The 24086-nt window shown below is 56.9% G+C and carries 20 protein-coding genes; 12 read left to right on the forward strand and 8 right to left on the reverse strand.

Annotated elements, in window-relative coordinates; all coding sequences use genetic code 11:
* Window positions 1–96: 96 nt before the first annotated feature.
* The 7 genes from ACA108_18995 to ACA108_19025 all read left to right on the forward strand — a co-directional run bounded on the left by ACA108_18995 (window position 97) and on the right by ACA108_19025 (window position 7875).
* Window positions 97–1665: an ABC transporter substrate-binding protein gene (locus ACA108_18995; GenBank protein XEX95394.1), complete on the forward strand. Its 1569-nt coding sequence runs from the start codon at window positions 97–99 to the stop codon at window positions 1663–1665.
* Between the two features lie 106 nt (window positions 1666–1771).
* Window positions 1772–2806, forward strand: coding sequence for an ABC transporter permease (locus ACA108_19000; protein ID XEX95395.1), 1035 nt, complete (start codon window positions 1772–1774; stop codon window positions 2804–2806).
* A complete protein-coding gene (locus tag ACA108_19005) occupies window positions 2806–3639 on the forward strand; it encodes an ABC transporter permease (protein XEX95396.1) in 834 nt (277 codons plus the stop codon). Before ACA108_19000 ends, ACA108_19005 begins: the two co-directional genes overlap by 1 nt.
* Entirely contained in the window at window positions 3632–4468 is an 837-nt protein-coding gene (locus tag ACA108_19010) for an ABC transporter ATP-binding protein (GenBank protein ID XEX95397.1), read from the forward strand. Before ACA108_19005 ends, ACA108_19010 begins: the two co-directional genes overlap by 8 nt.
* Window positions 4455–5165: an ABC transporter ATP-binding protein gene (locus ACA108_19015; GenBank protein ID XEX95398.1), complete on the forward strand. Its 711-nt coding sequence runs from the start codon at window positions 4455–4457 to the stop codon at window positions 5163–5165. Before ACA108_19010 ends, ACA108_19015 begins: the two co-directional genes overlap by 14 nt.
* A 236-nt stretch (window positions 5166–5401) precedes the next feature.
* Window positions 5402–6796 carry a putrescine aminotransferase gene (ygjG, locus tag ACA108_19020; protein XEX95399.1) on the forward strand — a complete coding sequence of 465 codons (1395 nt, stop codon included), beginning with the start codon at window positions 5402–5404 and terminating at the stop codon, window positions 6794–6796.
* 107 nt (window positions 6797–6903) lie between these two features.
* On the forward strand, window positions 6904–7875 hold the full coding sequence (locus ACA108_19025) for a hypothetical protein (GenBank protein XEX95400.1): 972 nt from the start codon (window positions 6904–6906) through the stop codon (window positions 7873–7875).
* Between the two features lie 44 nt (window positions 7876–7919).
* Here ACA108_19025 and lsrG read toward each other — a convergent pair whose 3' ends face one another.
* From lsrG to lsrA, 6 genes are read right to left on the reverse strand one after another with little or no spacing between them, the layout of a single operon-like run.
* Window positions 7920–8213: a (4S)-4-hydroxy-5-phosphonooxypentane-2,3-dione isomerase gene (gene lsrG, locus ACA108_19030; GenBank protein ID XEX95401.1), complete on the reverse strand. Its 294-nt coding sequence runs from the start codon at window positions 8211–8213 to the stop codon at window positions 7920–7922.
* A complete protein-coding gene (lsrF, locus tag ACA108_19035) occupies window positions 8210–9100 on the reverse strand; it encodes a 3-hydroxy-5-phosphonooxypentane-2,4-dione thiolase (GenBank protein ID XEX95402.1) in 891 nt (296 codons plus the stop codon). Before lsrF ends, lsrG begins: the two co-directional genes overlap by 4 nt.
* An 11-nt stretch (window positions 9101–9111) precedes the next feature.
* Complete coding sequence (gene lsrB / locus ACA108_19040; protein XEX95403.1) at window positions 9112–10131, reverse strand: autoinducer 2 ABC transporter substrate-binding protein LsrB; 1020 nt, start codon at window positions 10129–10131, stop codon at window positions 9112–9114.
* A gap of 1 nt (window position 10132) precedes the next feature.
* Entirely contained in the window at window positions 10133–11137 is a 1005-nt protein-coding gene (gene lsrD, locus ACA108_19045) for an autoinducer 2 ABC transporter permease LsrD (GenBank protein XEX95404.1), read from the reverse strand.
* The gene (gene lsrC / locus ACA108_19050) at window positions 11138–12169 is read right to left on the reverse strand and encodes an autoinducer 2 ABC transporter permease LsrC (GenBank protein ID XEX95405.1); all 1032 of its coding nucleotides are present in this window, start codon (window positions 12167–12169) and stop codon (window positions 11138–11140) included.
* Window positions 12166–13656 carry an autoinducer 2 ABC transporter ATP-binding protein LsrA gene (gene lsrA / locus ACA108_19055; protein ID XEX98164.1) on the reverse strand — a complete coding sequence of 497 codons (1491 nt, stop codon included), beginning with the start codon at window positions 13654–13656 and terminating at the stop codon, window positions 12166–12168. The genes lsrC and lsrA overlap by 4 nt, the downstream gene beginning before the upstream one ends.
* Window positions 13657–13878: 222 nt before the next feature.
* Between lsrA and lsrR the strand changes: the two genes are divergently transcribed.
* Complete coding sequence (lsrR, locus tag ACA108_19060) at window positions 13879–14847, forward strand: transcriptional regulator LsrR (GenBank protein XEX95406.1); 969 nt, start codon at window positions 13879–13881, stop codon at window positions 14845–14847.
* A gap of 40 nt (window positions 14848–14887) precedes the next feature.
* Window positions 14888–16462, forward strand: coding sequence for an autoinducer-2 kinase (lsrK, locus tag ACA108_19065; GenBank protein ID XEX95407.1), 1575 nt, complete (start codon window positions 14888–14890; stop codon window positions 16460–16462).
* 146 nt (window positions 16463–16608) lie between these two features.
* On the opposite strand, the gene lptG is transcribed toward lsrK, so the two are convergent.
* A complete protein-coding gene (gene lptG, locus ACA108_19070; protein XEX95408.1) occupies window positions 16609–17688 on the reverse strand; it encodes an LPS export ABC transporter permease LptG in 1080 nt (359 codons plus the stop codon).
* On the reverse strand, window positions 17688–18788 hold the full coding sequence (gene lptF, locus ACA108_19075) for an LPS export ABC transporter permease LptF (GenBank protein XEX95409.1): 1101 nt from the start codon (window positions 18786–18788) through the stop codon (window positions 17688–17690). Before lptF ends, lptG begins: the two co-directional genes overlap by 1 nt.
* Window positions 18789–19064: 276 nt before the next feature.
* On the opposite strand from lptF, the gene pepA reads away from it, so the two are divergent.
* The 3 genes from pepA (at window position 19065) to ACA108_19090 (ending at window position 23978) form a co-directional block, all read left to right on the forward strand.
* On the forward strand, window positions 19065–20576 hold the full coding sequence (pepA, locus tag ACA108_19080) for a leucyl aminopeptidase (protein XEX95410.1): 1512 nt from the start codon (window positions 19065–19067) through the stop codon (window positions 20574–20576).
* Between the two features lie 81 nt (window positions 20577–20657).
* Complete coding sequence (locus tag ACA108_19085; GenBank protein ID XEX95411.1) at window positions 20658–21116, forward strand: DNA polymerase III subunit chi; 459 nt, start codon at window positions 20658–20660, stop codon at window positions 21114–21116.
* A gap of 6 nt (window positions 21117–21122) precedes the next feature.
* Window positions 21123–23978 carry a valine--tRNA ligase gene (locus tag ACA108_19090; GenBank protein XEX95412.1) on the forward strand — a complete coding sequence of 952 codons (2856 nt, stop codon included), beginning with the start codon at window positions 21123–21125 and terminating at the stop codon, window positions 23976–23978.
* Window positions 23979–24086 lie beyond the last annotated feature (108 nt).

A 24086-nucleotide genomic window follows, 5' to 3' on the forward strand; every position in this document is an offset into this window, starting at 1 on the left:
TCGTATTTGGACTTTGTGAATAGCCTCAACTCCCCTAACGTAACCCTGCTCAAGTCTAAAAAACCATAATAATTCTTCCGTTACGCAGGGTGCATCATGCAAAAAAAAGCGCTTCCGTTACTGCTGCTGGCAGCCTTGTCCGCCAGCGCCTTCGCCGCTACGCCACCGAATACCTTAATCGTTGCCCAGGGCCTGGATGATATCGTCAGCCTCGACCCCGCCGAAGCCAACGAGCTGTCCAGCATTCAGACCGTGCCGAGCCTTTACCAGCGCCTGGTGCAGGCCGACCGTGATGAACCGGCAAAGGTAAATCCTGTACTGGCCGAAAGCTGGCAGGGCGACGCGGCGAACAAAAAACTCACTATTAAGCTTCGTCCGGATGCGAAATTCTCCTCCGGCAACCCGCTGCGCCCGGAAGATGTTATTTTCTCTTATACCCGCGCGGTAACCCTGAACAAATCTCCAGCGTTTATCCTCAACGTGCTTGGCTGGCAGCCGGACAACATCGCAGGTCAGCTGAAAAAAGTGGATGAGCACACCCTTGAGCTGCACTGGACGGCGGACGTCAGCCCGGCGGTGGCGCTGAATATTCTCTCCACGCCAATCGCCTCCATCGTCGATGAAAAGGCCGTGGCGGCCAACGTCAAAGCCGGTGATTTTGGCAACGAGTGGCTGAAGATGCACTCCGCGGGCAGCGGCCCGTTTAAGATGCGCGTCTACCAGCCGCATCAGGCCATCGTGCTGGACGCCAACCCGTCGTCCCCGGGCAATGCGCCAAAAGTTAAAAATATCATTATAAAAAACGTGCCTGACCCGGCGGCACGCCGCCTGCTGATTCAGCAGGGTGATGCGGATATCGCTCGCGATCTGGGGGCGGATCAGACCAGCGCGCTGGAAGGTAAACCAGGCGTTAAAGTGCTGAGCATCCCCTCTGCCGAACAGAACTACATGGTGTTCAACGTGGGGAATAGCGCGAATCCGCTGCTGAAAAACCCAGCGTTGTGGGAAGCGGCTCGCTACCTGGTGGACTACCAGGGCATCACTAAAGATCTGCTCAAAGGGCAATACTTCATCCACCAGAGCTTCCTGCCGGTTGGCTTTGCCGGCGCGCTGGACAACAACCCGTTTAAATTCGATCCGGCGAAAGCGAAAGAAATCCTCGCCAAAGCGGGCATTAAAGACGCCCAATTTACGCTGGACGTGGAGAACAAAGCGCCGTTCATCACCATCGCCCAGTCCATGCAGGCGAGCTTCGCCCAGGGCGGCGTGAAGGTGGATCTGCTGCCTGCGGCGGGAAGCCAGGTCTATGCCCGCGTGCGGGCTAAGCAGCACCAGGCCGCCATACGCCTGTGGATCCCCGACTACTTCGACGCGCACTCGAACGCCAGCGCCTTCGCGTTTAACGACGGCAAAGCAAGTACCGTAGCTGGCCTGAACGGTTGGCAGACCCCAGAGCTGAACAAGCAAACTCTGGCGGCGGTCGCCGAAGCCGACCCGGCTAAGCGCCTGGACCTGTATAAAAAAATGCAGGAAGAGCTGCAGCACAGCTCGCCGTACGTGTTTGTCGATCAGGGCAAAACGCAGATTGTGGTGCGGGATAACGTGAAGGGCTACCAGCAGGGGCTGAATGCGGACATGGTTTACTACGACCGTGTGAGCAAATAGCACCCCGGATAAACGTAGGGCGGGTTAACCTCACCCGCCTCTGACCCTGTGGTGGAAGACGCTGTTGTTTTTCCACCCTGCTTCTTTATCAAGCTAAGAGTCACTCATGCTTCTTGCCTCACCCCGCTTCCGCGGCCCGTTGCTGACCCTGCTGCAAGGCCTGTTTACTCTGGTGCTGACGCTGGTCGGCTTGCTGCTGATCACTTTTGCACTCTCTGCCCTGTCGCCCGTTGACCGCGTTTTGCAGATTGTTGGCGATCACGCAAGCCAGGCGACTTATGACCAGGTGCGCCACCAGCTAGGTCTGGACCAGCCCCTTCCCGTGCAGTTCTGGTACTACGTCACCCAGCTTCTTCACGGTGATTTAGGGACAGCCAGCGCGACCGGGCAGCCGGTATTACAGGATTTACTTTCCGTCTTCCCCGCCACGCTGGAGCTTGCCACCCTGGCGCTGATAATTGGCAGCGTGCTGGGGGTGATTTTTGGCGTACTTTGCGCCCGGTTTGTAGGTTCACCGTGGGATCTGGCAGTGCGCACGTTTACGCTGCTGGGCAACTCGCTGCCTATTTTCTGGCTCGGCCTGCTGATGCTGGCGCTGTTTTATGCCCGCCTGCAGTGGAGCGCAGGCCCGGGCAGGCTGGACGATATCTACCAGTACAGCGTGGAAGCGAAAACCGGCTTCGTACTGATTGATACCTGGCTTTCCGGCGACCGCGACGCCTTCTTTAACGCCGTTAACCACCTTTTTCTGCCGGTTCTGTTGCTCGCCTATTACTCCCTTGCCAGCATCACCCGCCTGACGCGCACCGCCTGCCTGAGCGAAATGAACAAAGAGTACATCACCCTTGCTCGCGCCAAAGGTGCCGGGGAGATGGCAATACTGATGCGTCACGTACTGCCCAACATCAGGGGCACGCTGTTTACGGTAATTGCGCTGGCCTACACCTCCATGCTGGAAGGGGCAGTGCTCACCGAAACGGTCTTCTCCTGGCCGGGGATCGGGCGGTATCTGACCACCGCGCTGTTCGCGGGCGACACTACTGCCATTATGGGCGGCACGCTGCTGATTGGCGTGTCATTCGTCATTATCAACAATCTGACTGATGTGCTGGTGCGTGTCACCGATCCGAGGGTGCGCTGATGCCGTCTTACCTCTTTTTGCGCCGCATGCTGCGCTCGCCCGCCGCTCTGTGTGGCCTGATTATTATTTCTCTTCTGCTGCTGATCGCGATCTTCGCTCCGCTGCTCGCCCCGTTCGATCCTAACTGGCAGGATGCCGCCGCGCGCCTGCAGGCTCCGGACGCTCAGCACTGGCTGGGCACCGACAGCTACGGGCGTGACCTGCTGTCGCGCCTGCTCTACGGTTCCCGCCCTGCTCTGGGCCTGGTGCTGCTGGTGACGGCGATCACCCTGCCCGTCGGCCTGCTGATCGGTATTTTATCGGGCTATTACGGCGGCTGGCTGGAGCGGGTGCTGATGCGCTTTACCGACGTCGTAATGTCGATGCCGCGCCTCATTCTGGCCTTTGCTTTTGTTGCCATGCTAGGGCCGGGCCTGGTGAACGGTGCGCTGGCGCTGGCGCTCACCACCTGGCCGGCCTATGCGCGTCAGGCGCGCAGTGAAATTCAGCGCCTGCGCCACAGCGACTATCTGGCCGCCGCCGAGATGATGGGCATTCGCGGCCTGCGCCTGCTGGCGGGCCATATCCTGCCGCTGTGCCTGCCTTCCGCCATCGTACGTCTGGCGCTGGATCTGGCGGGTATTATTCTCGCCGCTGCCGGTCTGGGCTTTCTGGGCCTGGGCGCAAGGCCCCCGATGGCGGAATGGGGGGCGATGATCGCCGACGGCATGCAGGTAATTTTCGACCAGTGGTGGATTGCGGCAATCCCTGGCACCGCCATTCTGATTAGCAGCCTGGCGTTTAACCTGCTGGGTGACGGATTACGTGACGTGCTGGAGCCGGGCCATGACTGAAAATCGTATTGAAGTAAGCGGCCTGAATATCGACTATCCTGGGGCGCGGGTGGTCAGCAATCTGTCGTTTACGCTGGGCAACGAACGCCTGGCGCTGGTGGGGGAATCCGGCTCGGGCAAATCCATGACGGCCAGAGCGCTGATGGGCCTGGTGCGCAAGCCGGGCAAGGTCAGCGCTGACCGCCTGAGCGTGCTCGACAATGACCTGCTGAAGATGAAAAACCGCGGCTGGCAGCAACTGCGCGGTAACGACATCGCCATGGTTCTTCAGGATCCACGCTATGCGCTGAATCCGGTTAAAAACGTTGCGCAGCAGATTGACGAAGCGCTGAGCCTTCACCAGAAGCTCTCTTCAGCCCAGCGGCGTGAGCGCGTTCGCGGAGCTATTCACGCCGTAGGTTTGCAGGATAACGTGCTGCCCCGCTACCCGGCTGAGCTTTCCGGCGGCATGGGCCAGCGCGTGATGATTGCCATCGCATTGGTGAATAACCCGAAGGTACTGATTGCCGATGAGCCAACGTCGGCGCTGGATGCACGCCTGCGCAACCAGATCCTTGAGCTGCTGGTGGAGCAGTGCGAGCAAAGGCAAATGGCGATGCTGCTAATAAGCCACGATCTGCCGCTGGTGGCCCAGCACTGCCAGCGCGTACTGGTGATGTATCAGGGCCAGAAGGTTGATGAGATGGCGGCTAACTCGCTGGCCACCGCCACGCATCCTTATACCCGCACGCTGTGGACCTGCCGTCCGGACGCCACCACCTATGGCACCGTATTGCCCACGCTGGATCGTAATCAGAATTTACAGGAAGAGGCCCATGGCAATCGTTGAAGTCAGTAATCTGAACGTGCAGTTTGAAAGTAAAACTGCCGTCAGCGCGGCAAGCTTCGCCATTAACGAAGGCGAGACGTTCAGCCTGATTGGCGCATCCGGCTGCGGGAAATCAACAATCCTGCGCGTGCTGGCAGGATTACAGCGGCAGTGGTCCGGTGAGGTTCGGCTTCTGGAACAAAACGTCAGGCCCGGCGAGCGTTTTCAGGGCGATCTGCGCCGCAACGTGCAGATGGTTTTTCAGGATCCCTACGCCTCCCTCCATCCCAACCACACAATTTACCGTACGCTTGCGGAGCCGCTGGCTATTCATCGGGAATCGCATATCCCCAAGCGGGTTGCAGAGGCGCTGATGCAGGTTGGCTTACCGGCAGACGCGGCGAAGCGCTATCCGCATCAGCTTTCCGGCGGTCAGCGTCAGCGCGTGGCGATTGCCCGCGCGCTGCTCCTGCGGCCAAAAATTTTGCTGCTTGATGAACCGACTTCGGCACTGGATATGTCCGTTCAGGCGGAAATCCTCAACCTGCTTAACCGCCTGAAACAGCAATTCGGCATGACTTATCTGCTGGTGAGCCATGATGCCGACGTCATTGCGCATATGTCCGACCGCGCAGCCTTTGTGGCCGGTGGCGCTATCCAGCACGAGTACGATCGTGCGGCACTTGTTCGCGGCGAGCATAGAATGGACGCGGCTTAAGCTCCGTTTTGGCACACTTTGCACCCGAATGGTGCCAGCCCCTGTTTTCGGGCTGTTAACCCTCCCCGCCTTCCAGCAGGAAAACGTACAAAATGTAATCTCATGTGATGAATTGTTGCGCAACTCCAGTTTCGCTAAGTGGTTTATCCTGATTTCGTTTAGGGACGGCGAAGTGGCGCATTCCCTGCAATACTCAATATGTGTATCGCGTGATACGCCACTCCCAGGAGCACATTTTGAACAGGTTACCTTCCAGCGCCTCGGCTCTTGCCTGCACGGCGCACGCACTGAACATCATCGAAAAGAAGTCACTCAGTCACGAGGAGATGAAGGCGCTAAACCGAGAGGTGATTGATAGTTTCCAGCAGCATGTCAATCCGGGTTTTCTTGAGTACCGCAAGTCAGTGACCGCCGGCGGGGATTACGGAGCCGTAGAGTGGCAGGCGAGCAGTCTGAATACGCTTGTCGACACCCAGGGTAAGGAGTATCTCGATTGCCTGGGTGGATTCGGTATTTTTAACGTGGGGCACCGTAATCCAACAGTGGTATCCGCCGTACAGCATCAGCTTGAAAAACAACCCCTGCACAGTCAGGAGCTGCTCGACCCCTTACGAGCAATGCTAGCCAAAACCCTTGCGACCCTCACCCCGGGTAAACTGAAATACAGCTTCTTTAGCAACAGCGGCACGGAATCTGTGGAAGCGGCGATTAAACTTGCTAAGGCATACCAGTCGCCACGAGGGAAATTTACTTTTATCGCGGCCAGCGGTGCGTTTCACGGTAAATCTCTCGGCGCTTTGTCGGCGACAGCAAAGTCTACCTTCCGTAAACCGTTTATGCCTTTGCTACCGGGCTTCCGCCACGTGCCGTTCGGCAATATCGACGCGATGCGCACCATGCTAAGCGAATGCCACAAAACCGGTGATGATGTCGCGGCCGTCATGCTGGAACCCATCCAGGGCGAAGGCGGCGTCATTCTGCCACCGGCGGGCTATCTGCCTGCGGTTCGTAAACTTTGTGATGAGTTCGGCGCGCTGCTGATCTTTGACGAAGTGCAGACCGGCATGGGCCGCACCGGGAAGATGTTCGCCTGCGAGCATGAAAACGTACAGCCTGATATCTTATGCCTGGCGAAAGCGCTCGGCGGCGGGGTCATGCCCATCGGCGCAACCGTTGCGACAGAAGAGGTTTTCTCCGTGCTGTTTGAGAATCCTTTCCTGCACACCACTACTTTTGGCGGCAATCCGCTGGCCTGCGCGGCAGCCCTCGCCACCATCCATGTTTTGCTCGAGCAGAACCTTCCCGCTCAGGCCCAGCAGAAAGGCCAGATGCTGGTCGATGGCTTCCAGGCCCTCGCCCGCGAGTTCCCGGATAGGGTTGTAGAAGGCCGTGGACAGGGGCTGCTGATAGCCATTGAGTTCTGCGACAACGAAACGGGCTATAACTTTGCCAGCGAAATGTTCCGCCAGCAGGTACTGGTCGCCGGGACGCTCAATAATTCGAAGACGATTCGGGTCGAGCCACCGCTGACCATCACCCCTGAACAGTGTGAACACGTGTTGCGCTGTGCGAGGAAAGCGCTGAAATGCCTACAGCAGGTTCAGTCAGAGCCACTTGAAATAAAACAATAGTGAAAGCAGTAATTTAAGAGGCATAGACATCCTGTTTATGCCTCTTTCTTTTAATTTTACGTAATTTCTGTAAACTAAAGCGATGTTTTGCTTAGATGGTTTTTTTTATGCGTTTTTTTTTTCTTGAGTGGGTTAACGATTTTGAAAAAATGATGCTGGATTCACTGGCCAAGGAAGACCAGGTTTTTCAGATCAACCGCATCATGCGCCGTTTCAAATCTATAAATAAATTGCTTCCGGGGGCTTATCTGAAACAGCTCCACAAGCGAATTCATTGTGCTCATCGCTTATCTAAAATAACTAAAGATGACGTTATCGTATGTAATGGTTATAGCGTTTTCCCCTTTCTGGATTACGTTAAGACAATGCGCTGTAGAAAGATTCTAATCCTTCGCGACACGGTAGAAGCCTTAACCATTAAACGGAGAAAATTAGGGCAACTTGCTCATAACGAAGATTACATCGAGACAGTCAGACCTGTATTTGACATTATTTTCAGCTTCGACTCGCATGATAGCGATAAATATAACTTAACCTATATCAATCAGTTTTTACCTTTCACCTGTAAGCAAATACAGGCTTTCAAAGACAATCCTCATAGCATAAGCAACAGTTGTTTTTACGTTGGAGGATATGAAATCGAGCGAGTTGATTATATTAATTCGCTAACACCAATATTAGAGAAAAATGGATGTGAAACCGATTTCTATCTTCTAGATAAGTATGGTTTTCAAGATAATTACCCTGCCAACTGTAAAAATCAGAGGCTCAACTATAATGAAAACATTCTCAAACTGAATGCTGCTACCTTCGTCCTGGAAATCAATAAACCGGATCAGCGTGGGCTCACGCTCCGTGCAGTTGAGGCCTATGCCTTTAATAAACGCTTAATTACAAATAACATCGCCGTCAAAGATCATGTTTTTTATAATCCTTCCCATTTCTTCATCTTTGATGGAAAAAACGAGCAGGAATTAGCGGAGTTTCTGCAGCAACAGCCCCCGCCGTTATCGCAGGATTTACTCTGGTCATATAGTGCAAATGGTATGCTCGACACGCTTAAAAGGCATGTTCCGTAATATGATGCTTTCCTCCCTGGTTATTCAGGCAGGAAAGCAATTGATTACCCCGGCAACAACCCCACAAAACTCCGCTTCTTACGCGGTTCAGACATCATGCCGTCCAGCTTGTCCACGCAGTCGAGGTAGTGCGGGGTTTTCTTGTGCGCCAGTACCGCCTCGTCGTTCTGGTAGGCCTCGTAGATAAAGAACCGCGTTGCCACCTCCGGGTCCTGAAGCACGTCGAAGCGCAGGTTTCCCGGCTCTTTGATCGAGCCTTCGTGGTTGACGCGGAACACTTCCAGAAACTCATCCACGCGTTCGGGTTTGATATTGATTTCCACCAGCGTCACGTTCATGCCTTGTCTCCCTGATGTTTTTCATCCTGCCAGAACTGGTAAGCCTCGCGGGATGACATATTCTCGTGCACGACTTTCTTCACCGCTTTGAGCATGGCTAACGGCGCTTCGGACTGGAAGATATTCCGCCCCATATCCACGCCGGATGCCCCCTGGTCTATCGCACGGAAGCACATATCCAGCGCCTCCTGTTCGGGTAGCTTTTTGCCCCCGGCGATAACGATCGGCACCGTGCAGCTCGCCGCCACTTTCTCAAAGCCTTCCTCAACAAAATAGGTTTTCACGAACTGCGCGCCTATCTCAGCGGCTATGCGGCTGGCAAGAGAGAAGTAGCGGGCATCTCTCGCCATCTCTTTGCCGACGCCCGTTACCGCGAGGGTCGGAATACCGTAGCGCGTCCCCTCGTCCACCAGCCTGATTATGTTGTTGATGGACTGGTGCTCATACTCGCTGCCGATATAAATCTGTGCCGCTACCGCACAGGCGTTCAGGCGCAGCGCGTCCTCCATCGTCACCGCTACGCTTTCACGGGACAGTTCGCTCAGAATTGAATTTCCCCCGGAGGCGCGCAGCACAACTGGCTTATTGGTGGCGGGCGGCACAACGCTGCGCAAAATACCTCGGGTACACATCAGCACGTCAGTTTCTTCGAACAGAGGCGCGATGGATAGGTCGATGCGTTCAAGACCGGTGGTCGGCCCCTGGAAATAGCCGTGGTCGAAGGCCAGCATCACGGCGCGCCCCGTATCGGGGTTGAAGATGCGGGCCAGCCGCGACTGCATTCCCCAGTCCAGCGCGCCGCTCCCCTTCAGATAGAAGGCTTTATTCTCCTGCGGGCGGCCAATGCCATAGTCCTTACCTTCTCTGATATCGTCTAAATCTGCCATTAGTTCCTCCCTCAGAAATCGTATTTGCCGATGTTCTCTTTGGTGAATACCACGCGCTCCGGCAGCAGCACGATGCCGTTGCCCTTCGCTTCATACTGGTAGCCCTGCACGCTGTTTGGCTCGACTTTCAGCCTGCCGATTTTCGCCACGTCCACGCTGTCGCCGACGTTAAGATCGCCCTTTTTGATCATGGTATTTGCGACGTTGACCGCAATTTCACCCTGCTGAACGACATCCCACAGGCCGAAGGCTTTCACCGTGCCGCGCTCCACGTAAGGACGCATGACGTTTGGCGTGCTGAAGCCAACTATCGCTACGTTGCTACGCTTCAGGTTTTCGGCAGCCTGAGCGGCCGCCGGCAGGGCATTGGCATCCGGCGCGATAATCGCATCCAAATCTGGATACGCTTTTAGGATCCCCTCGGCGGTTTGCAGGGATTTAGTGGCATCGTTATAGCCAAACTGGGTAGTGACGATTTCCCACTGCGGATGCTCTTTGGCGATCTTCGCCTTCGCCTCTTTCACCCACTGATTTTGGTCGGTCACCGTCGGGCTGGAGTAGAAAAATGCGACTTTTGCGGCAGGCTTAGTCACCTGTTTTTCCGCCATCTCCACCAGCATGCCGCCGAGCTGCTGCGGCGTGCCCTGGTTGATGTAGATACTGCGGCATTCCGGTTTGGTGTCTGAATCCCACGTCAGCACTTTTACGCCGCGCTGCATGGCGCGTTTAAGCGCGGGGCACAGGCCGTCAGGCGATACCGCCGAAACGATAATCGCGTTATACCCCTGGTTGACGAAGTTGTTAATGAGCTGCACCTGGCCTGAGACGCTGGGTTCAGTCGGCCCGTCATAGGTTACCGGTACGCCCAGCGCTTTCCCGGCCTGCATCGCGCCGTTGCCGCCGCTGGTGAAGAAACCTACGCCCACAAGCTTAGGGATAAAGGCAATACGATCCGCGGCCTGGGCGGTAGCGGCGCCAAAGGCCAAAACCAGTGCGCTGAGCTGAAGTACGCGCTTTGCTGTCTGCTTCATATCAAACTCCCGTTAGTTTTCTGCTGCCGCGCAGACGACGCCAGGCCGCCTGCAGGTATTCGCGGTGTAGACTCACCGAACGACCAATGACGACCACAATCAACAGCGCACCGGACAGCGCGCTCGATACCTGATTAGGGACGCCAGCCATCTGTAAACCCTGTTGCAGGTACCCCACCAGCAGCGCTGCCAGTGCGGTGCCCAGAATAGAACCGGAGCCGCCGTAGATATTCGCGCCGCCCAGCACCGCGGCGGTCAGCGCGGGCATCAGTAAGTCGCGCCCCAGATCCGAACGCGCCGAACCGAAATAGGAGACCAGCACAACCGCCGCAATCGCCGACGCGAGGCCCACCATGCCGTATACGCCATACAGCGAACCGTTCACCGGCAGCGCCGCATATCTCGCCGCTCGCGGATTCTGACCAATCAGGAAGATGTGGCGGCCAAAGCGGGCACGATGCGTTATCAGCCAGAACAGCAGCGTGATGACGGCAAACATCACCAGCGGGACTGGCAGGCCGAACAGCGTGAAATTGGCGAAGTTAGTAAAGACATCCGGGAAGCCGCCAATCCCCTCATAGCCCGTCGCCCCGGCCATGCCGGAGAGCAGCAGCGCCCCGCCGCCGTACAGATAGAGCGTGCCAAGCGTGATAACCAGCGGGCTGATGCCGGTATAGTGAATAAGCGCGGCGTTAAGCAGGCCGCACAGCAGGCCAACGGCGAGGGTGAGGATCACCGCCAGGGAGATGGGCAGGCCAGCCTGTAACATGACGCCCAGAGCAATAGCGCACAGGCCAATCGTCGACCCCAGCGAGATATCAATACCGCCGCTGATAATCACTAAGGTCAGCGGCAGCGCGACTATGCCAATGCAGATAAAATCGCTGGTGCTGAACAGCAGCATGTTGATATCCAGCATGCGCGGGTTTATCGCGCCAAACAGCAGGATCTCCGCCACCAGAATCAGCAGCAGCGCGACTTCCCAGTTGAGTTTCAGCTTGCTCATTCAGGCCACGTCCTTCTTTTTACGGGGGAAGGGTTTGACGTTTTTCGCCCCCGGCAAAGGGGGAACAAAACGGCTGTATTTCTGCGCCCGCTGATGGCGAGCCAGCGCCTGACGCAGCCGCCCGTCAAGCACTAGCACGCCGAGCAGGACCAGGCCGGCGATAAAATCATTCCACCAGGCCGGGAGCTTAAACAGCACCAGCACGGTGTCGATCTGCGTGAGGAAAAAGGCTCCCAGAAACGCGCCTATTACCGTGCCCGTTCCGCCGAGCAGGGAGATGCCGCCCAGCACGCAGGCGGCGATGGCCTTCATCTCCAGCCCGCTGCCCGTCTGGTTGGGCACAAAGCCAATCTGTGAAGCGAAGATAATCCCCGCGACAGCGGCGAGCACGCCGTTGAAGGTAAAGGCCAGTAGGCGGGTCCGGTTAACCGCCACGCCAAGCTGGCGGGCGGCGGCAAGGTTATCGCCGACGGCGTAGAAATCGCGTCCGAATGCCGTTCTCGCCAGCATCCACGCCGCCACCGTCACCAGTCCCAGCACGACAAGCCCGAGCGGCGATACCCCAAACGCCAGCGGTTCTGAGAGGGATTTCAGGCTCGCGGGCAATCCTTCAATCCACTTACCGCCCGTCCACAGCAGCATACCGCCGCGATAAAGCCCGAGGGTGCCAAGCGTGGCGACGATGGCGGGAATACGCAGCCAGACCACCAGCACGCCGTTGAAGAAGCCCGCCGCAGCGCCAACCGCCAGGGCAAACAGCATCGCCACGGGAAGGCTATAGCCGCCGTTTAACGCCATACCGACCGCGATGGCGCACAGGCCCACCGTCGAGCCAACGGAAACATCGATATTGCGGGTCAGCATGACCATCGAAGCGCCTACGGCCAGCAGGATCAGGATCTGCGAGCTGGTGAAAATCATGCTTAGGGTTTGCAGGCTGAAATAGCTATGGTTCAGCCCCACCAGTACGGTGAACAGCACCAGAATGGCGAGCAGCGCACTCAGCTCCCTGTTTTTTAGCAGCTTTCTCATGCATGACCTCCGCCAAACGCCATGCTCATCATGCGATCGACACTGATGAGGGATTTGTGCAGCTCGCCGTTCATCGCCCCCTGATGCATGACCAGCACGCGGTCCGCCAGCCCGATAAACTCGTCCAGATCGCTTGAGATCATCAGCACCGCCACGTTCTGCGCCGCCACGCTTTTAATCAGCTGGTAGATATCAGCCCGCGCCGCCACGTCCACGCCGCGGGTTGGTTCATCGACGATCAGCAGTAAAGGGTTTGCCTCCAGACAGCGCGCCAGCAGGACTTTTTGCTGGTTGCCGCCGGAAAGCGTACGTACGGTCTGTTCGGCATTGTTCAGCTTGATGCCCAGCGCGCGGTGATACCGCTCCACCACCGCCGCCTCACGTTTATTCTGCTGCCACAGGCTGGGTTCGTTCAGCGCTACGGTGTTCCAGCGGATCGGCGCATCGAGGAAAAGGCCGGAAACCTGGCGATCTTCAGGCAGATAGATCAGCCCTCGATCGAGGCGCGATTTTGTACGATCGGCACTGATTTCCCGATTTTCTAAATAGATCTTTCCGCCGCGCACCGGTCTTAATCCGTAAAGCGTCTCGGCCAGTTCGGTACGCCCCGATCCGACTAATCCGGCAAGGCCCACAATCTCACCGGCATACAATTCAAAATTCAGATCGATAAAGCCTTCCCCGGTCAGCTCTTCTACCCGCATGACGGGAAAGTCCTGTGGTTCGGTGCGGCGATTGCCCGGCAGCGCCAGCCAAAGCTTTTGCGTTTCGCTGAGCGTGTGCTGCCGGTTAACCGGCGTCATCGCGTTGATCAGTTGCTCGTCCAGCAGCTGCGAAGTTTCGCCGTGCAGCACCACCGCTCCGTCGCGCATTACCGAAATGTGGCTGGCAAGCCTGCGGATCTCCGGCAGCTTGTGGGAGATAAAAACGATGCCGACGCCCAGATCCTGCAACGCGCGGATCTGGCGGAACAACCGCTCGGTTTCGCCCGGCGTCAGGGAAGCCGTTGGCTCATCGAGAATCAGGATCTTCGCCTCACGCATCAGCCCGCGCAGGATCTCCACCATCTGTTGATCCGCAACTTCCAGCGTGCTGGCCGTGGCGTGTAATGGGATCTGGCATTCAAGCTGCCGCATTTTCTCCCGCAGCCGGTTTTCATGATCGGTACTACGAGGCAGACGAAAGAGGATATTTTCGCGCACGCTAAGGTTTGGGAAGAGCATTGGCTCCTGCGGCACCAGATAGACGCCCAGCTCGTGGGCCTGCCCGGGCGTTAAACGCGCAAAATGCCTGCCGTTAATTTTCAGTTCACCGCGATCCGGTGTTTCAACCCCTGCGATTATCTTCATTAACGTCGATTTCCCCGCCCCGTTGCCGCCAAGCAAAGCGTGGACCTGCCCGGCATACAGAGTAAAATCAATGTCTTTCAGGACGCTAACGCCGTAAAACTGCTTGCTGATACGGCAGGCTTCCAGCACGGGGGAGATATCAGGCATCTTCACTCCAGAATTGAACAAAAGAGAAATTGCGTTAATAATGTTCAAAAGCGTAGACGCCGATATATGTTTACAACCGGGCAGCGATCACAAATTTTTTAAATAGATTGGTTAAAACATCTGCATCACTAAATGATCTTTTTGCCGTACGCTTCACATTTTCTATCCCGGCATCTTCGAACATATGATCTAAATTTGAATAAGAGTTCATCTATGAGCGATAAACGAGCAGAAGAAGGACGGCTTGCCGGCCTGCCGATGGCAGAAGAGGAGCTCCTCGCCAGGGTGGCCTGGTCTTATTACCACGACGGACTGACGCAAAACGATATCGGCGAGCGGCTTGGTCTGCCGCGCCTGAAGATTTCCCGGCTGCTGGAGAAAGGTCGCCAGTCCGGAGTGATCCGCGTGCAGATCAACTCGCGCTTCGAGGGTTGCCTGGCGCTGGAAACCGAGTTACAGCAGCGATTCGGCCTGAAGATCGCCCGAGTGCTGCCCGCGCTGAATACCCCGGCGATGAATACGCGTCTGGGGATTGGCGCGGCGCAGTCGCTGATGGGCGTACTGGAGCCGGCGCAGATGCTGGCGGTCGGTTTCGGCGAGGCCACCATGAGCTGCCTGCAGCACCTGAGCGGGTTTATCGGCTCGCAGCAGATCCGCCTGGTTACGCTTTCCGGCGGCGTCGGGCCGTATATGACCGGCATCGGCCAGCTCGATGCGGCCTGTAGCGTTAGCATGATCCCTGCCCCGCTGCGCGTATCGTCGCCGCAGGTGGCAGAAATTTTAAGAATGGAGTCGAGCGTGCGGGATGTGATCCTCGCCGCAACGGCGGCTGAAGTGGCGGTAGTCGGCATCGGCGCTATCAATCAGAAACGCGATGCTACGATCCTGCGCTCTGGCTATATAAGCGAAGGTGAACAGCTGATGTACGCCCGCAAAGGGGCGGTGGGCGATATCCTGGGCTATTTCCTGCAAGCGGACGGCGAACTGGTGGAAGGGCTGGAAATCCACCGTGAGTTACTCGGCGTGACGCTGGATGACCTCTCGCATCTGCCGACTATCGTTGGCGTGGCGGGCGGGCTCCATAAGGCGGAGGCCATTTATGCCGCCCTGAAAGGCCAGCGTATCAACGGCCTGGTGACGGAAGAAGAGACCGCGCGGGCGGTACTGGCACTGGCGGGTTAACACCGGCTCGTCGCCAGCCGCGCTCACATGAGGATTGGCGATGAGTTACCTACTTGCGTTAGATGCCGGAACGGGGAGCATCCGGGCCGTTATTTTTGATACGTCCGGCCACCAGATTGCCGTCGGCCAGGCCGAATGGAAACACCTGAGCGTAGCCGACGTGCCCGGCTCGATGGAGTTCGACCTTGAAACGAACTGGCTGCTCGCCTGCCGCTGCATCCGGGAAGCGCTGCAAAAAGCGCATTTGCCGCCGGGGGCCATCAGTGCCCTTGCCTGCTGTTCGATGCGCGAAGGCATCGTACTTTATGACCGCAACGGCGACCCTATCTGGGCCTGCGCCAACGTCGACGCCCGCGCCAGCCGTGAAGTCGCCGAACTCAAAGAAATTCACGACGACCAATTTGAATCCGAGGTGTATCACGTCTCCGGCCAGACGCTGGCGCTGAGCGCCATGCCGCGCCTGCTATGGCTTGCACACCACAGGCCGGATATCTACCGCAAAGCAGCAACCATCACCATGATCAGCGACTGGCTGGCGGCGAAGCTTTCCGGCGAGCTGGCGGTCGACCCTTCCAACGCGGGCACCACCGGCATGCTGGATCTGGCGACCCGCGACTGGCGGCCCGCGCTGCTGGATATGGCCGGGCTGCGGGCAGATATCCTCTCGCCGGTGAAGGAAACGGGCAGCGTGCTGGGCGGCGTAACGCAGGAGGCAGCGCAGCTTAGCGGTCTCCTGCCCGGTACACCGGTAGTGATGGGCGGCGGCGACGTGCAGCTTGGCTGCCTGGGGCTTGGCATAGTGCGCGCAGGGCAAACGGCGGTGCTGGGAGGAACGTTCTGGCAGCAGGTCGTCAATCTTCCGGCAATTAAGACCGACCCGGAAATGAACATTCGCGTGAATCCCCACGTCATCAGCAATATGGTGCAGGCGGAATCGATCAGCTTCTTTACCGGCCTGACAATGCGCTGGTTTCGGGACGCCTTCTGCGCCGAGGAAAAACTGCTGGCTGAAAGGCTGGGCGTGGATACCTACGCGCTGCTGGAAGATATGGCGGCCCGCGTGCCTGCTGGATCCCACGGCGTGATGCCGATTTTCTCTGACGCGATGCACTTTAAACAGTGGTATCACGCCGCGCCGTCGTTTATTAACCTCTCCATCGACCCCGAAAAATGCAACAAGGCAACCCTGTTCCGCGCGCTGGAGGAGAACGCCGCGATTGTGTCGGCCTGTAATCTTGAGCAGATTTCCAGTTTCTCTGGCGTGACGTTTGAATCGCTGGTCTTTGCGGGCGGCGGCTCGAAAGGCGCATTGTGGAGCCAGATTTTAAGCGATGTTACCGGCCTGCCCGTGCGCGTTCCGGTAGTAAAAGAAGCGACGGCATTAGGCTGCGCAATTGCCGCGGGCGTTGGCGCCGGGCTGTTTAATGATATGGCCGATACCGGCGAGCGGCTGGTGAAATGGCAGCGGGAATTCACGCCGAACGTGGCGCACCGTGAGATGTATGGAGAGATGAAAAGGAAGTGGATTAAGGTCTACGCGGACCAGTTAACGCTGGTAGATAGCGGATTGACTACGTCGATGTGGCAGGCACCGGGATTAGACAGGCAAAAATAAAGTTGGGTGGTTTTTAGGTGGATGGCGCTACGCTTATCCACCCTACATCACATGCGGCATCGGACTTTATTGGTGGATGGCGTTGCGCTTACCTACCGGCTTATACCGACCCGTAGGTCGGATAAGCGCAGCGTCATCCGACGCAATCAGCCCGAGCGCTTCATCATCAGCCAGAGGCTGAGCAGGAAGAAGCTGGCGCTCGGCAACAGCGCACCAAGGATTGGCGGAATGTTGTACACCAGGCTCAGCGGCCCGAAGATCTGATCGAGGACGTAGAACACGAAGCCGAAGCTGATACCGGTCACCACTCGTACGCCCATAGGCACGCTTCGCAGCGGCCCGAAGATAAACGACAGCGCCATCAGCATCATCACCGCTACCGACAGCGGGGCAAAAATTTTGCTCCACATGTTCAGCTGGTAACGCCCGGCATCCTGCCCGCTCGACTTGAGGTATTTTACGTAATTGTGCAGGCCGCTTATCGACAGCGCGTCGGGATCCAGCGCCACTACGCCCAGTTTGTCCGGCGTGAGGTTGGTTTTCCATTCGCCGCTCAGCGTCTGGGAGCCTGTTATCTGCTTTGGATTCGTCAGGTTGGATTCATTCACCTGAGAAAGATGCCAGACCTTGTGCTCCGTATCGTACTTCGCAGCGGCGGCGTAACGAACGTTTTGCAGGCGGCGCTGGTCGTTAAAGCCGTAAATGCTGATACCCGCCAGCTCGTTGTCGCCCTTTACGCGTTCGATGTAGACAAAGTTTTTACCGTCTTTCGCCCACAGCCCCTGCTGGGTTGTCAGCAATGAACCGCCGTACATCTGCTGTGCGCGATAGTTACGGGCCATCTGCTCCCCCTGCGGTGCGACCCACTCGCCAATCGCCATGGTCAGCAGCACCAGGGGAATAGCGGTTTTCATCACCGAGAGTGCAATCTGTAAACGCGTGAAGCCGGAAGCCTGCATGACCACCAGCTCGCTGCGCTGTGCCAGCATCCCCAGCCCCAGCAGCGCGCCTAACAGCGCCGCCATCGGGAAGAAGATCTGAATATCTTTCGGCACGCTGAGAACGGTATACACACCGGCCCCTAAAGCAGAGTAAGCACCCTGCCCCGCCTTTTTAAGCTGATCGACAAATTTGATAATGCCGGATAGCGACACCAGCATGAAGAGCGTCATCATGATGGTGGTAAAAATTGTTTTACCGATATAGCGGTCAAGTACGCCAAACATTATGCCGACCCCTTTTTACCGAAGCCCGCACGCAGCTTGCGCATCGGGAGCGTATCCCAGATGTTCAGCACCACAGCGATGACTAAGTAGAGAAGGTTCACCAGCCAGATCCAGATGAACGGGTCAATTTTACCTTTCGCGCCGTTGGACTTCAGCGACGTCTGCAGCAGGAAGAACACCAGATAAAGCAGCATGGCGGGCAGCATCGACAGCACGCGGCCCTGACGCGGGTTAACTACGCTGAGCGGAACGACCATCAGCGCCATAATAAACACGGTCAGCACCAGAGTAAGGCGCCAGTGCAGCTCGGCGCGGGCATTCGGTTTGTCAGACTGCCACAGCGTTTTCATGTCCATCTGGCTGGCATCGTCCGGGTTCAGCGCAACGGCCTGATGGCCCACGATCGCCTGGTAGTCTTTAAAGTCGGTAATGCGGAAATCACGGAGCAGAGCGGTCCCTTCAAAGCGGGTACCGGTATTGAGCGTCACAACCTGAGAGCCGTCCGGGCGCTGGGAGAGATGGCCGGAATCAGCCACCACGACGGAAGGACGTGCGTTGCCCTTAGGACGTAGCTGAGCGAGGAATACCTCTTTAAAACTGGAGCCCTCAACGCTTTCGATAAACAGCACGGAGTTGCCGTCCGTAGCCTGCTGGAATTGGCCCTGGGCCAGTGCCGCCATGCCGGGGTTCGCTTTGGCTTCCGCCAGCACTTCATCCTGGTGCAGAGAAGACCAGGGTCCCAGCCACATGACGTTGACCGCCGCCACCACGCCAGTAAAGAGTGCGAGGATCATCGCGGCTTTGACCAGCACGGCTTTACTCAGACCACAGGCATGCATTACCGTGATTTCGCTTTCGGTATAAAGCCGACCCAGCGTCATCAGCAGCCCTAAAAACAGGCTCAGAGGCAGAATTAGCTGCGCCATTTCGGGCACACCCAAGCCTAATAAGGAAAGAACGAGGTTTGTCGGGATATCGCCGTCAACGGCCGCACCGAGGATCCTGACCAGCTTCTGACAAAAGAAGATCAGCAGCAGGATAAAGAGGATCGCAAGTTGGCTCTTGAGCGTCTCCCGAACCAGATATCTTATGATAATCACATTAAGTACGCCTGTGAAAACGAGTCTTTTTGCAGGAAAATCGCTTGTTTCATCGCTTATACGTCATTTATTCTCTTGAGTCGTCGAAAACATCGCTAAGATTAAACAGCCCGGCGCTATGATGCCACAGGATGTTTTAACTGACGTTGCCGAAACCGTACAAAAACATTCGTTAAGATTAACACGAAGTCATCGCAATAGCGGATCTGTGTTACTAGAGCTTGCAATTCTAGCCGTAGCCACCGCCGTTGTCTTTAAGATTCAGGAGCGTAGTGCATGGAGTTCAGTGTAAAAAGCGGTAGCCCAGAGAAACAGCGCAGTGCCTGCATCGTTGTGGGTGTCTTTGAACCGCGTCGCCTGTCCCCGGTCGCCGAACAACTCGATAAAATCAGCGATGGCTACATCAGCGCCCTGTTGCGCCGCGGTGAGCTTGAGGGAAAAGCAGGCCAGACTTTATTGCTTCACCACGTTCCGAACGTGCTGTCCGAGCGTATTCTGCTCATCGGATGTGGCAAAGAGCGCGAACTGGATGAACGTCAGTATAAGCAGGTTATCCAGAAAACTATCAATACGCTCAACGATACCGGCTCCATGGAAGCAGTGTGTTTCCTGACCGAGCTGCACGTTAAGGGCCGTAACACTTACTGGAAAGTGCGCCAGGCGGTAGAAACGGCGAAAGAGTCACTTTACTGCTTCGATCAGCTGAAAACCAATAAAAGTGAGCCGCGCCGTCCGCTGCGTAAAATGGTCTTTAACGTACCAACGCGCCGTGAGCTGACCAGCGGCGAGCGCGCAATCCAGCACGGTCTGGCTATCGCTTCAGGCATCAAAGCAGCAAAAGATCTTGGCAATATGCCGCCAAACATCTGTAACGCGGCTTATCTCGCCTCTCAGGCACGCCAGCTGGCGGACTCTTTCAGCAAGAACGTTGTCACACGCGTGATTGGCGAACAGCAGATGAAAGAGCTCGGGATGCATTCCTACCTCGCGGTGGGCGACGGCTCTCAGAACGAATCCCTGATGTCGGTTATCGAATACAAAGGGAATAATTCACCGGATGCCCGCCCGATTGTGCTGGTTGGCAAGGGGCTGACGTTCGACTCCGGCGGTATCTCCATCAAGCCTGCCGAAGGCATGGACGAGATGAAGTACGATATGTGCGGTGCGGCATCCGTGTACGGCGTGATGCGTATGGTTGCAGAGCTGAACCTGCCGATTAACGTCATCGGCGTGCTGGCGGGCTGTGAGAACATGCCGGGCGGTCGCGCTTATCGTCCGGGTGACGTGCTGACAACCATGTCCGGCCAGACCGTGGAAGTGCTGAACACCGACGCAGAAGGCCGTCTGGTACTGTGCGACGTGTTGACCTATGTTGAGCGCTTCGAACCGGAAGTGGTTATCGACGTGGCGACCCTGACCGGCGCGTGTGTGATTGCCCTGGGCCATCATATCACCGGTTTAATGTCCAACCACAATCCGCTGGCCCACGAACTTATCAGCGCATCCGAGCAGGCGGGCGATCGCGCATGGCGTCTGCCGATTGCCGATGAGTTCCAGGATCAGCTGGAGTCCAACTTTGCCGATATGGCAAACATCGGTGGCCGACCGGGCGGCGCGATTACCGCGGCCTGCTTCCTGTCCCGCTTTACCCGTAAGTACAACTGGGCGCACCTGGATATCGCCGGTACCGCCTGGCGTTCAGGTAAAGCCAAAGGGGCAACGGGCCGTCCGGTAGCGCTGCTGTCACAATTCCTGTTGAATCGCTCCGGATTTAACGGCGAAGAGTAAGCGATAATTTTGTAGCGAAAAGGGTGGATGACGCTTTGCTTATCCACCCTACGAAACAGCTAAATCGAAGATGCGAGTAAAATGAAAAACGCGACGTTCTACCTGCTGGACAACGACACCCATATTGATGGGCTGAGCGCTGTTGAGCAAAGGGTGTGTGAACTTGCGGCAGAATGTTTTCGGGCAGGTAAGCGCGTGCTGATTGCCTGTGTGGATGAGCAGCAGGCTATCCGCCTGGACGAAGCGCTCTGGCAGCGCGATGCCAGCGCCTTTGTTCCCCACAATCTTGCCGGTGAAGGCCCACGTTACGGCGCCCCGGTAGAGTTAGCCTGGCCCGCGCGACGCGGCAGCTCTTCTCGCGATATCCTGATAAGCCTGCTGCCACAGTTCGCAGATTTTGCCACCGCTTTCCATGAAGTGATAGACTTCGTTCCTTACGAAGACACTCAAAAACAACTGGCCCGTGAGCGCTATAAGGCGTACCGCGTTGCTGGTTTCCACTTGACTACGGCGACTCATACCCCGCCGGGAACGACATAGCAGACAATGGAAAAGACATATAACCCGCAAGACATCGAACAGCCGCTTTACGAGCACTGGGAAGAGCAGGGCTACTTCAAGCCTAATGGCGACACCAGCCAGGAAAGCTTCTGCATCATGATCCCACCGCCGAACGTTACCGGCAGCTTGCATATGGGTCACGCCTTCCAGCAGACGATCATGGACACCATGATCCGCTACCAGCGCATGCAGGGGAAAAACACCCTGTGGCAGGCGGGGACTGACCACGCCGGCATCGCAACCCAGATGGTCGTCGAGCGCAAAATCGCCGCCGAAGAGGGCAAAACCCGCCATGATTATGGCCGCGACGCCTTCATCGACAAAATCTGGCAGTGGAAGGCCGAGTCTGGCGGCACCATCACCCGTCAGATGCGTCGTCTTGGCAACTCCGTAGACTGGGAGCGCGAGCGCTTCACCATGGACGATGGCCTGTCCAACGCGGTGAAAGAAGTGTTCGTCCGCCTGTACAAAGAAGACCTGATTTATCGCGGCAAGCGACTGGTAAACTGGGACCCGAAACTGCGCACCGCCATTTCCGACCTGGAAGTTGAAAACCGCGAATCTAAAGGGTCCATGTGGCACCTGCGTTATCCGCTGGCCGACGGCGCGAAAACCGCCGAAGGTAAAGATTACCTGGTTGTAGCAACGACCCGTCCGGAAACCGTGCTGGGCGATACCGGCGTGGCCGTAAACCCGGAAGATCCGCGTTATAAAGATCTGATTGGTAAGTTCCTGGTGCTGCCGCTGGTTAACCGCCGCATTCCGATCGTTGGCGACGAACACGCCGACATGGAAAAAGGCACCGGCTGTGTGAAAATCACGCCTGCGCACGACTTTAACGACTACGAAGTTGGCCGCCGCCACGCCCTGCCAATGATCAACATTCTGACCTTCGACGGTGATATCCGCGAAGCGGCGGAAGTGTTCGACACCAACGGCGAAGAATCTACCGTTTACAGCAGCGATATCCCGGCTGAGTTCCAGAAGCTGGAGCGCTTTGCCGCGCGTAAGGCCGTCGTCGCCAAATTTGACGAAATGGGCCTGCTCGACGAAATCAAACCGCACGACCTGACCGTACCGTACGGCGACCGTGGCGGCGTGGTTATCGAACCAATGCTCACCGACCAGTGGTACGTACGTACTGCCCCGCTGGCAAAAGTTGCCGTTGAAGCGGTAGAGCAAGGCGACATTCAGTTCGTGCCGAAGCAGTACGAAAACATGTACTTCTCCTGGATGCGCGATATTCAGGACTGGTGTATCTCCCGCCAGCTGTGGTGGGGTCACCGCATCCCGGCCTGGTACGATGCCGAAGGCAACGTCTACGTTGGCCGCAACGAAGCGGAAGTGCGTGCTGAAAACAATCTGGGTGCAGACGTTGCGCTGAACCAGGACGAAGACGTGCTGGATACCTGGTTCTCTTCCGGTCTGTGGACGTTCTCCACTCTCGGCTGGCCAGAAAACACCGAAGCGCTGCGCACCTTCCACCCGACCAGCGTGATGGTCAGCGGCTTCGACATTATCTTCTTCTGGATTGCCCGCATGATCATGCTGACCATGCACTTCATCAAAGATGAAAACGGCAAGCCGCAGGTGCCGTTTAAAACTGTCTACATGACCGGCCTTATCCGCGACGACGAAGGGCAGAAGATGTCCAAGTCCAAGGGTAACGTTATCGATCCGCTGGATATGGTTGACGGTATCTCTCTGGAAGATCTCCTTGAGAAGCGCACCGGCAACATGATGCAGCCGCAGCTGGCGGAGAAAATCCGCAAGCGCACCGAGAAGCAGTTCCCGAACGGCATCGAGCCGCACGGCACCGATGCCCTGCGCTTTACCCTGGCGGCGCTCGCCTCGACCGGTCGCGACATCAACTGGGACATGAAGCGTCTGGAAGGCTACCGTAACTTCTGTAATAAGCTGTGGAACGCCAGCCGCTTCGTCATGATGAACACTGAAGATCAGGACTGCGGCTTTAACGGCGGCGAAATGGTTCTGTCGCTGGCGGATCGCTGGATCCTGGCCGAGTTCAACCGCACGGTGAAAGCATATCGTGAAGCGCTGGATACCTATCGCTTTGATATCGCGGCTAACATCCTGTACGAATTCACCTGGAACCAGTTCTGCGACTGGTATCTGGAGCTGACCAAGCCGGTGATGAACAGCGGAACAGAGGCCGAGCTGCGCGGCACGCGTAATACGCTGATTAACGTGCTGGAAGGTCTGCTGCGTCTTGCGCATCCGATTATTCCTTTCATCACCGAAACCATCTGGCAGCGCGTGAAAACGTTCAAAGGCATCACTGACGATACCATCATGCTGCAGCCGTTCCCGGCGTATAACAGCGCGCAGGACGATGAAGCTGCGTTCTCTGATACCGAATGGCTGAAAGACGTCATCACCGCGGTGCGTAACATCCGTGCCGAAATGAACATCGCGCCGAGCAAGCGTCTGGACGTGCTGCTGCGCGGCTGCAACGAACAGGCGATCCGTCGCGTAACCGACAACCGCACCTTCCTGCAGAACCTGGCCCGCCTGGAAAGCATCACCATTCTGCCGGTGGATGACAAAGGTCCGGTTTCCGTGACCAAAATCATCGACGGCGCAGAGCTGCTGATCCCAATGGCAGGCCTGGTGGACAAAGCGGCAGAGATCGAGCGTCTGGCCAAAGAGGTCGCTAAGATCGAAATTGAGATTGGCAAAATCGAAGGCAAGCTCTCAAACGAAGGCTTTGTGGCGCGTGCGCCAGCGGATGTGGTCGCGAAAGAGCGCGAGCGTCTGGCAGGCTTTGCCGATGCCAAAGCTAAGCTAATCGAGCAGCAGGCTGTTATTGCCGCGCTGTAACCGCTAAGTTGAAAAGCGAAGGCCGGGAAATTTCCCGGCCTTTTTGTTTTTTAAAAGTACGGTTAGCCTACTTGCACCCTGCAAAAGAGAGTGTTATTAACTCGCAGC

It is taken from the genome of Dryocola sp. LX212, assembly GCA_041504365.1.
Lineage (GTDB): Bacteria > Pseudomonadota > Gammaproteobacteria > Enterobacterales > Enterobacteriaceae > Dryocola.

Coding starts and splice junctions, on each gene's coding strand:
- ACA108_18995 (XEX95394.1), top strand. CDS start 97: ATGCAAAAAAAAGCGCTTCCGTTACTGCTGCTGGCAGCCTTGTCCGCC.
- ACA108_19000 (XEX95395.1), top strand. CDS start 1,772: ATGCTTCTTGCCTCACCCCGCTTCCGCGGCCCGTTGCTGACCCTGCTG.
- ACA108_19005 (XEX95396.1), top strand. CDS start 2,806: ATGCCGTCTTACCTCTTTTTGCGCCGCATGCTGCGCTCGCCCGCCGCT.
- ACA108_19010 (XEX95397.1), top strand. CDS start 3,632: ATGACTGAAAATCGTATTGAAGTAAGCGGCCTGAATATCGACTATCCT.
- ACA108_19015 (XEX95398.1), top strand. CDS start 4,455: ATGGCAATCGTTGAAGTCAGTAATCTGAACGTGCAGTTTGAAAGTAAA.
- ACA108_19025 (XEX95400.1), top strand. CDS start 6,904: ATGCGTTTTTTTTTTCTTGAGTGGGTTAACGATTTTGAAAAAATGATG.
- lsrG (XEX95401.1), bottom strand. CDS start 8,213: ATGAACGTGACGCTGGTGGAAATCAATATCAAACCCGAACGCGTGGAT.
- lsrF (XEX95402.1), bottom strand. CDS start 9,100: ATGGCAGATTTAGACGATATCAGAGAAGGTAAGGACTATGGCATTGGC.
- lsrB (XEX95403.1), bottom strand. CDS start 10,131: ATGAAGCAGACAGCAAAGCGCGTACTTCAGCTCAGCGCACTGGTTTTG.
- lsrD (XEX95404.1), bottom strand. CDS start 11,137: ATGAGCAAGCTGAAACTCAACTGGGAAGTCGCGCTGCTGCTGATTCTG.
- lsrC (XEX95405.1), bottom strand. CDS start 12,169: ATGAGAAAGCTGCTAAAAAACAGGGAGCTGAGTGCGCTGCTCGCCATT.
- lsrR (XEX95406.1), top strand. CDS start 13,879: ATGAGCGATAAACGAGCAGAAGAAGGACGGCTTGCCGGCCTGCCGATG.
- lsrK (XEX95407.1), top strand. CDS start 14,888: ATGAGTTACCTACTTGCGTTAGATGCCGGAACGGGGAGCATCCGGGCC.
- lptG (XEX95408.1), bottom strand. CDS start 17,688: ATGTTTGGCGTACTTGACCGCTATATCGGTAAAACAATTTTTACCACC.
- pepA (XEX95410.1), top strand. CDS start 19,065: ATGGAGTTCAGTGTAAAAAGCGGTAGCCCAGAGAAACAGCGCAGTGCC.
- ACA108_19085 (XEX95411.1), top strand. CDS start 20,658: ATGAAAAACGCGACGTTCTACCTGCTGGACAACGACACCCATATTGAT.
- ACA108_19090 (XEX95412.1), top strand. CDS start 21,123: ATGGAAAAGACATATAACCCGCAAGACATCGAACAGCCGCTTTACGAG.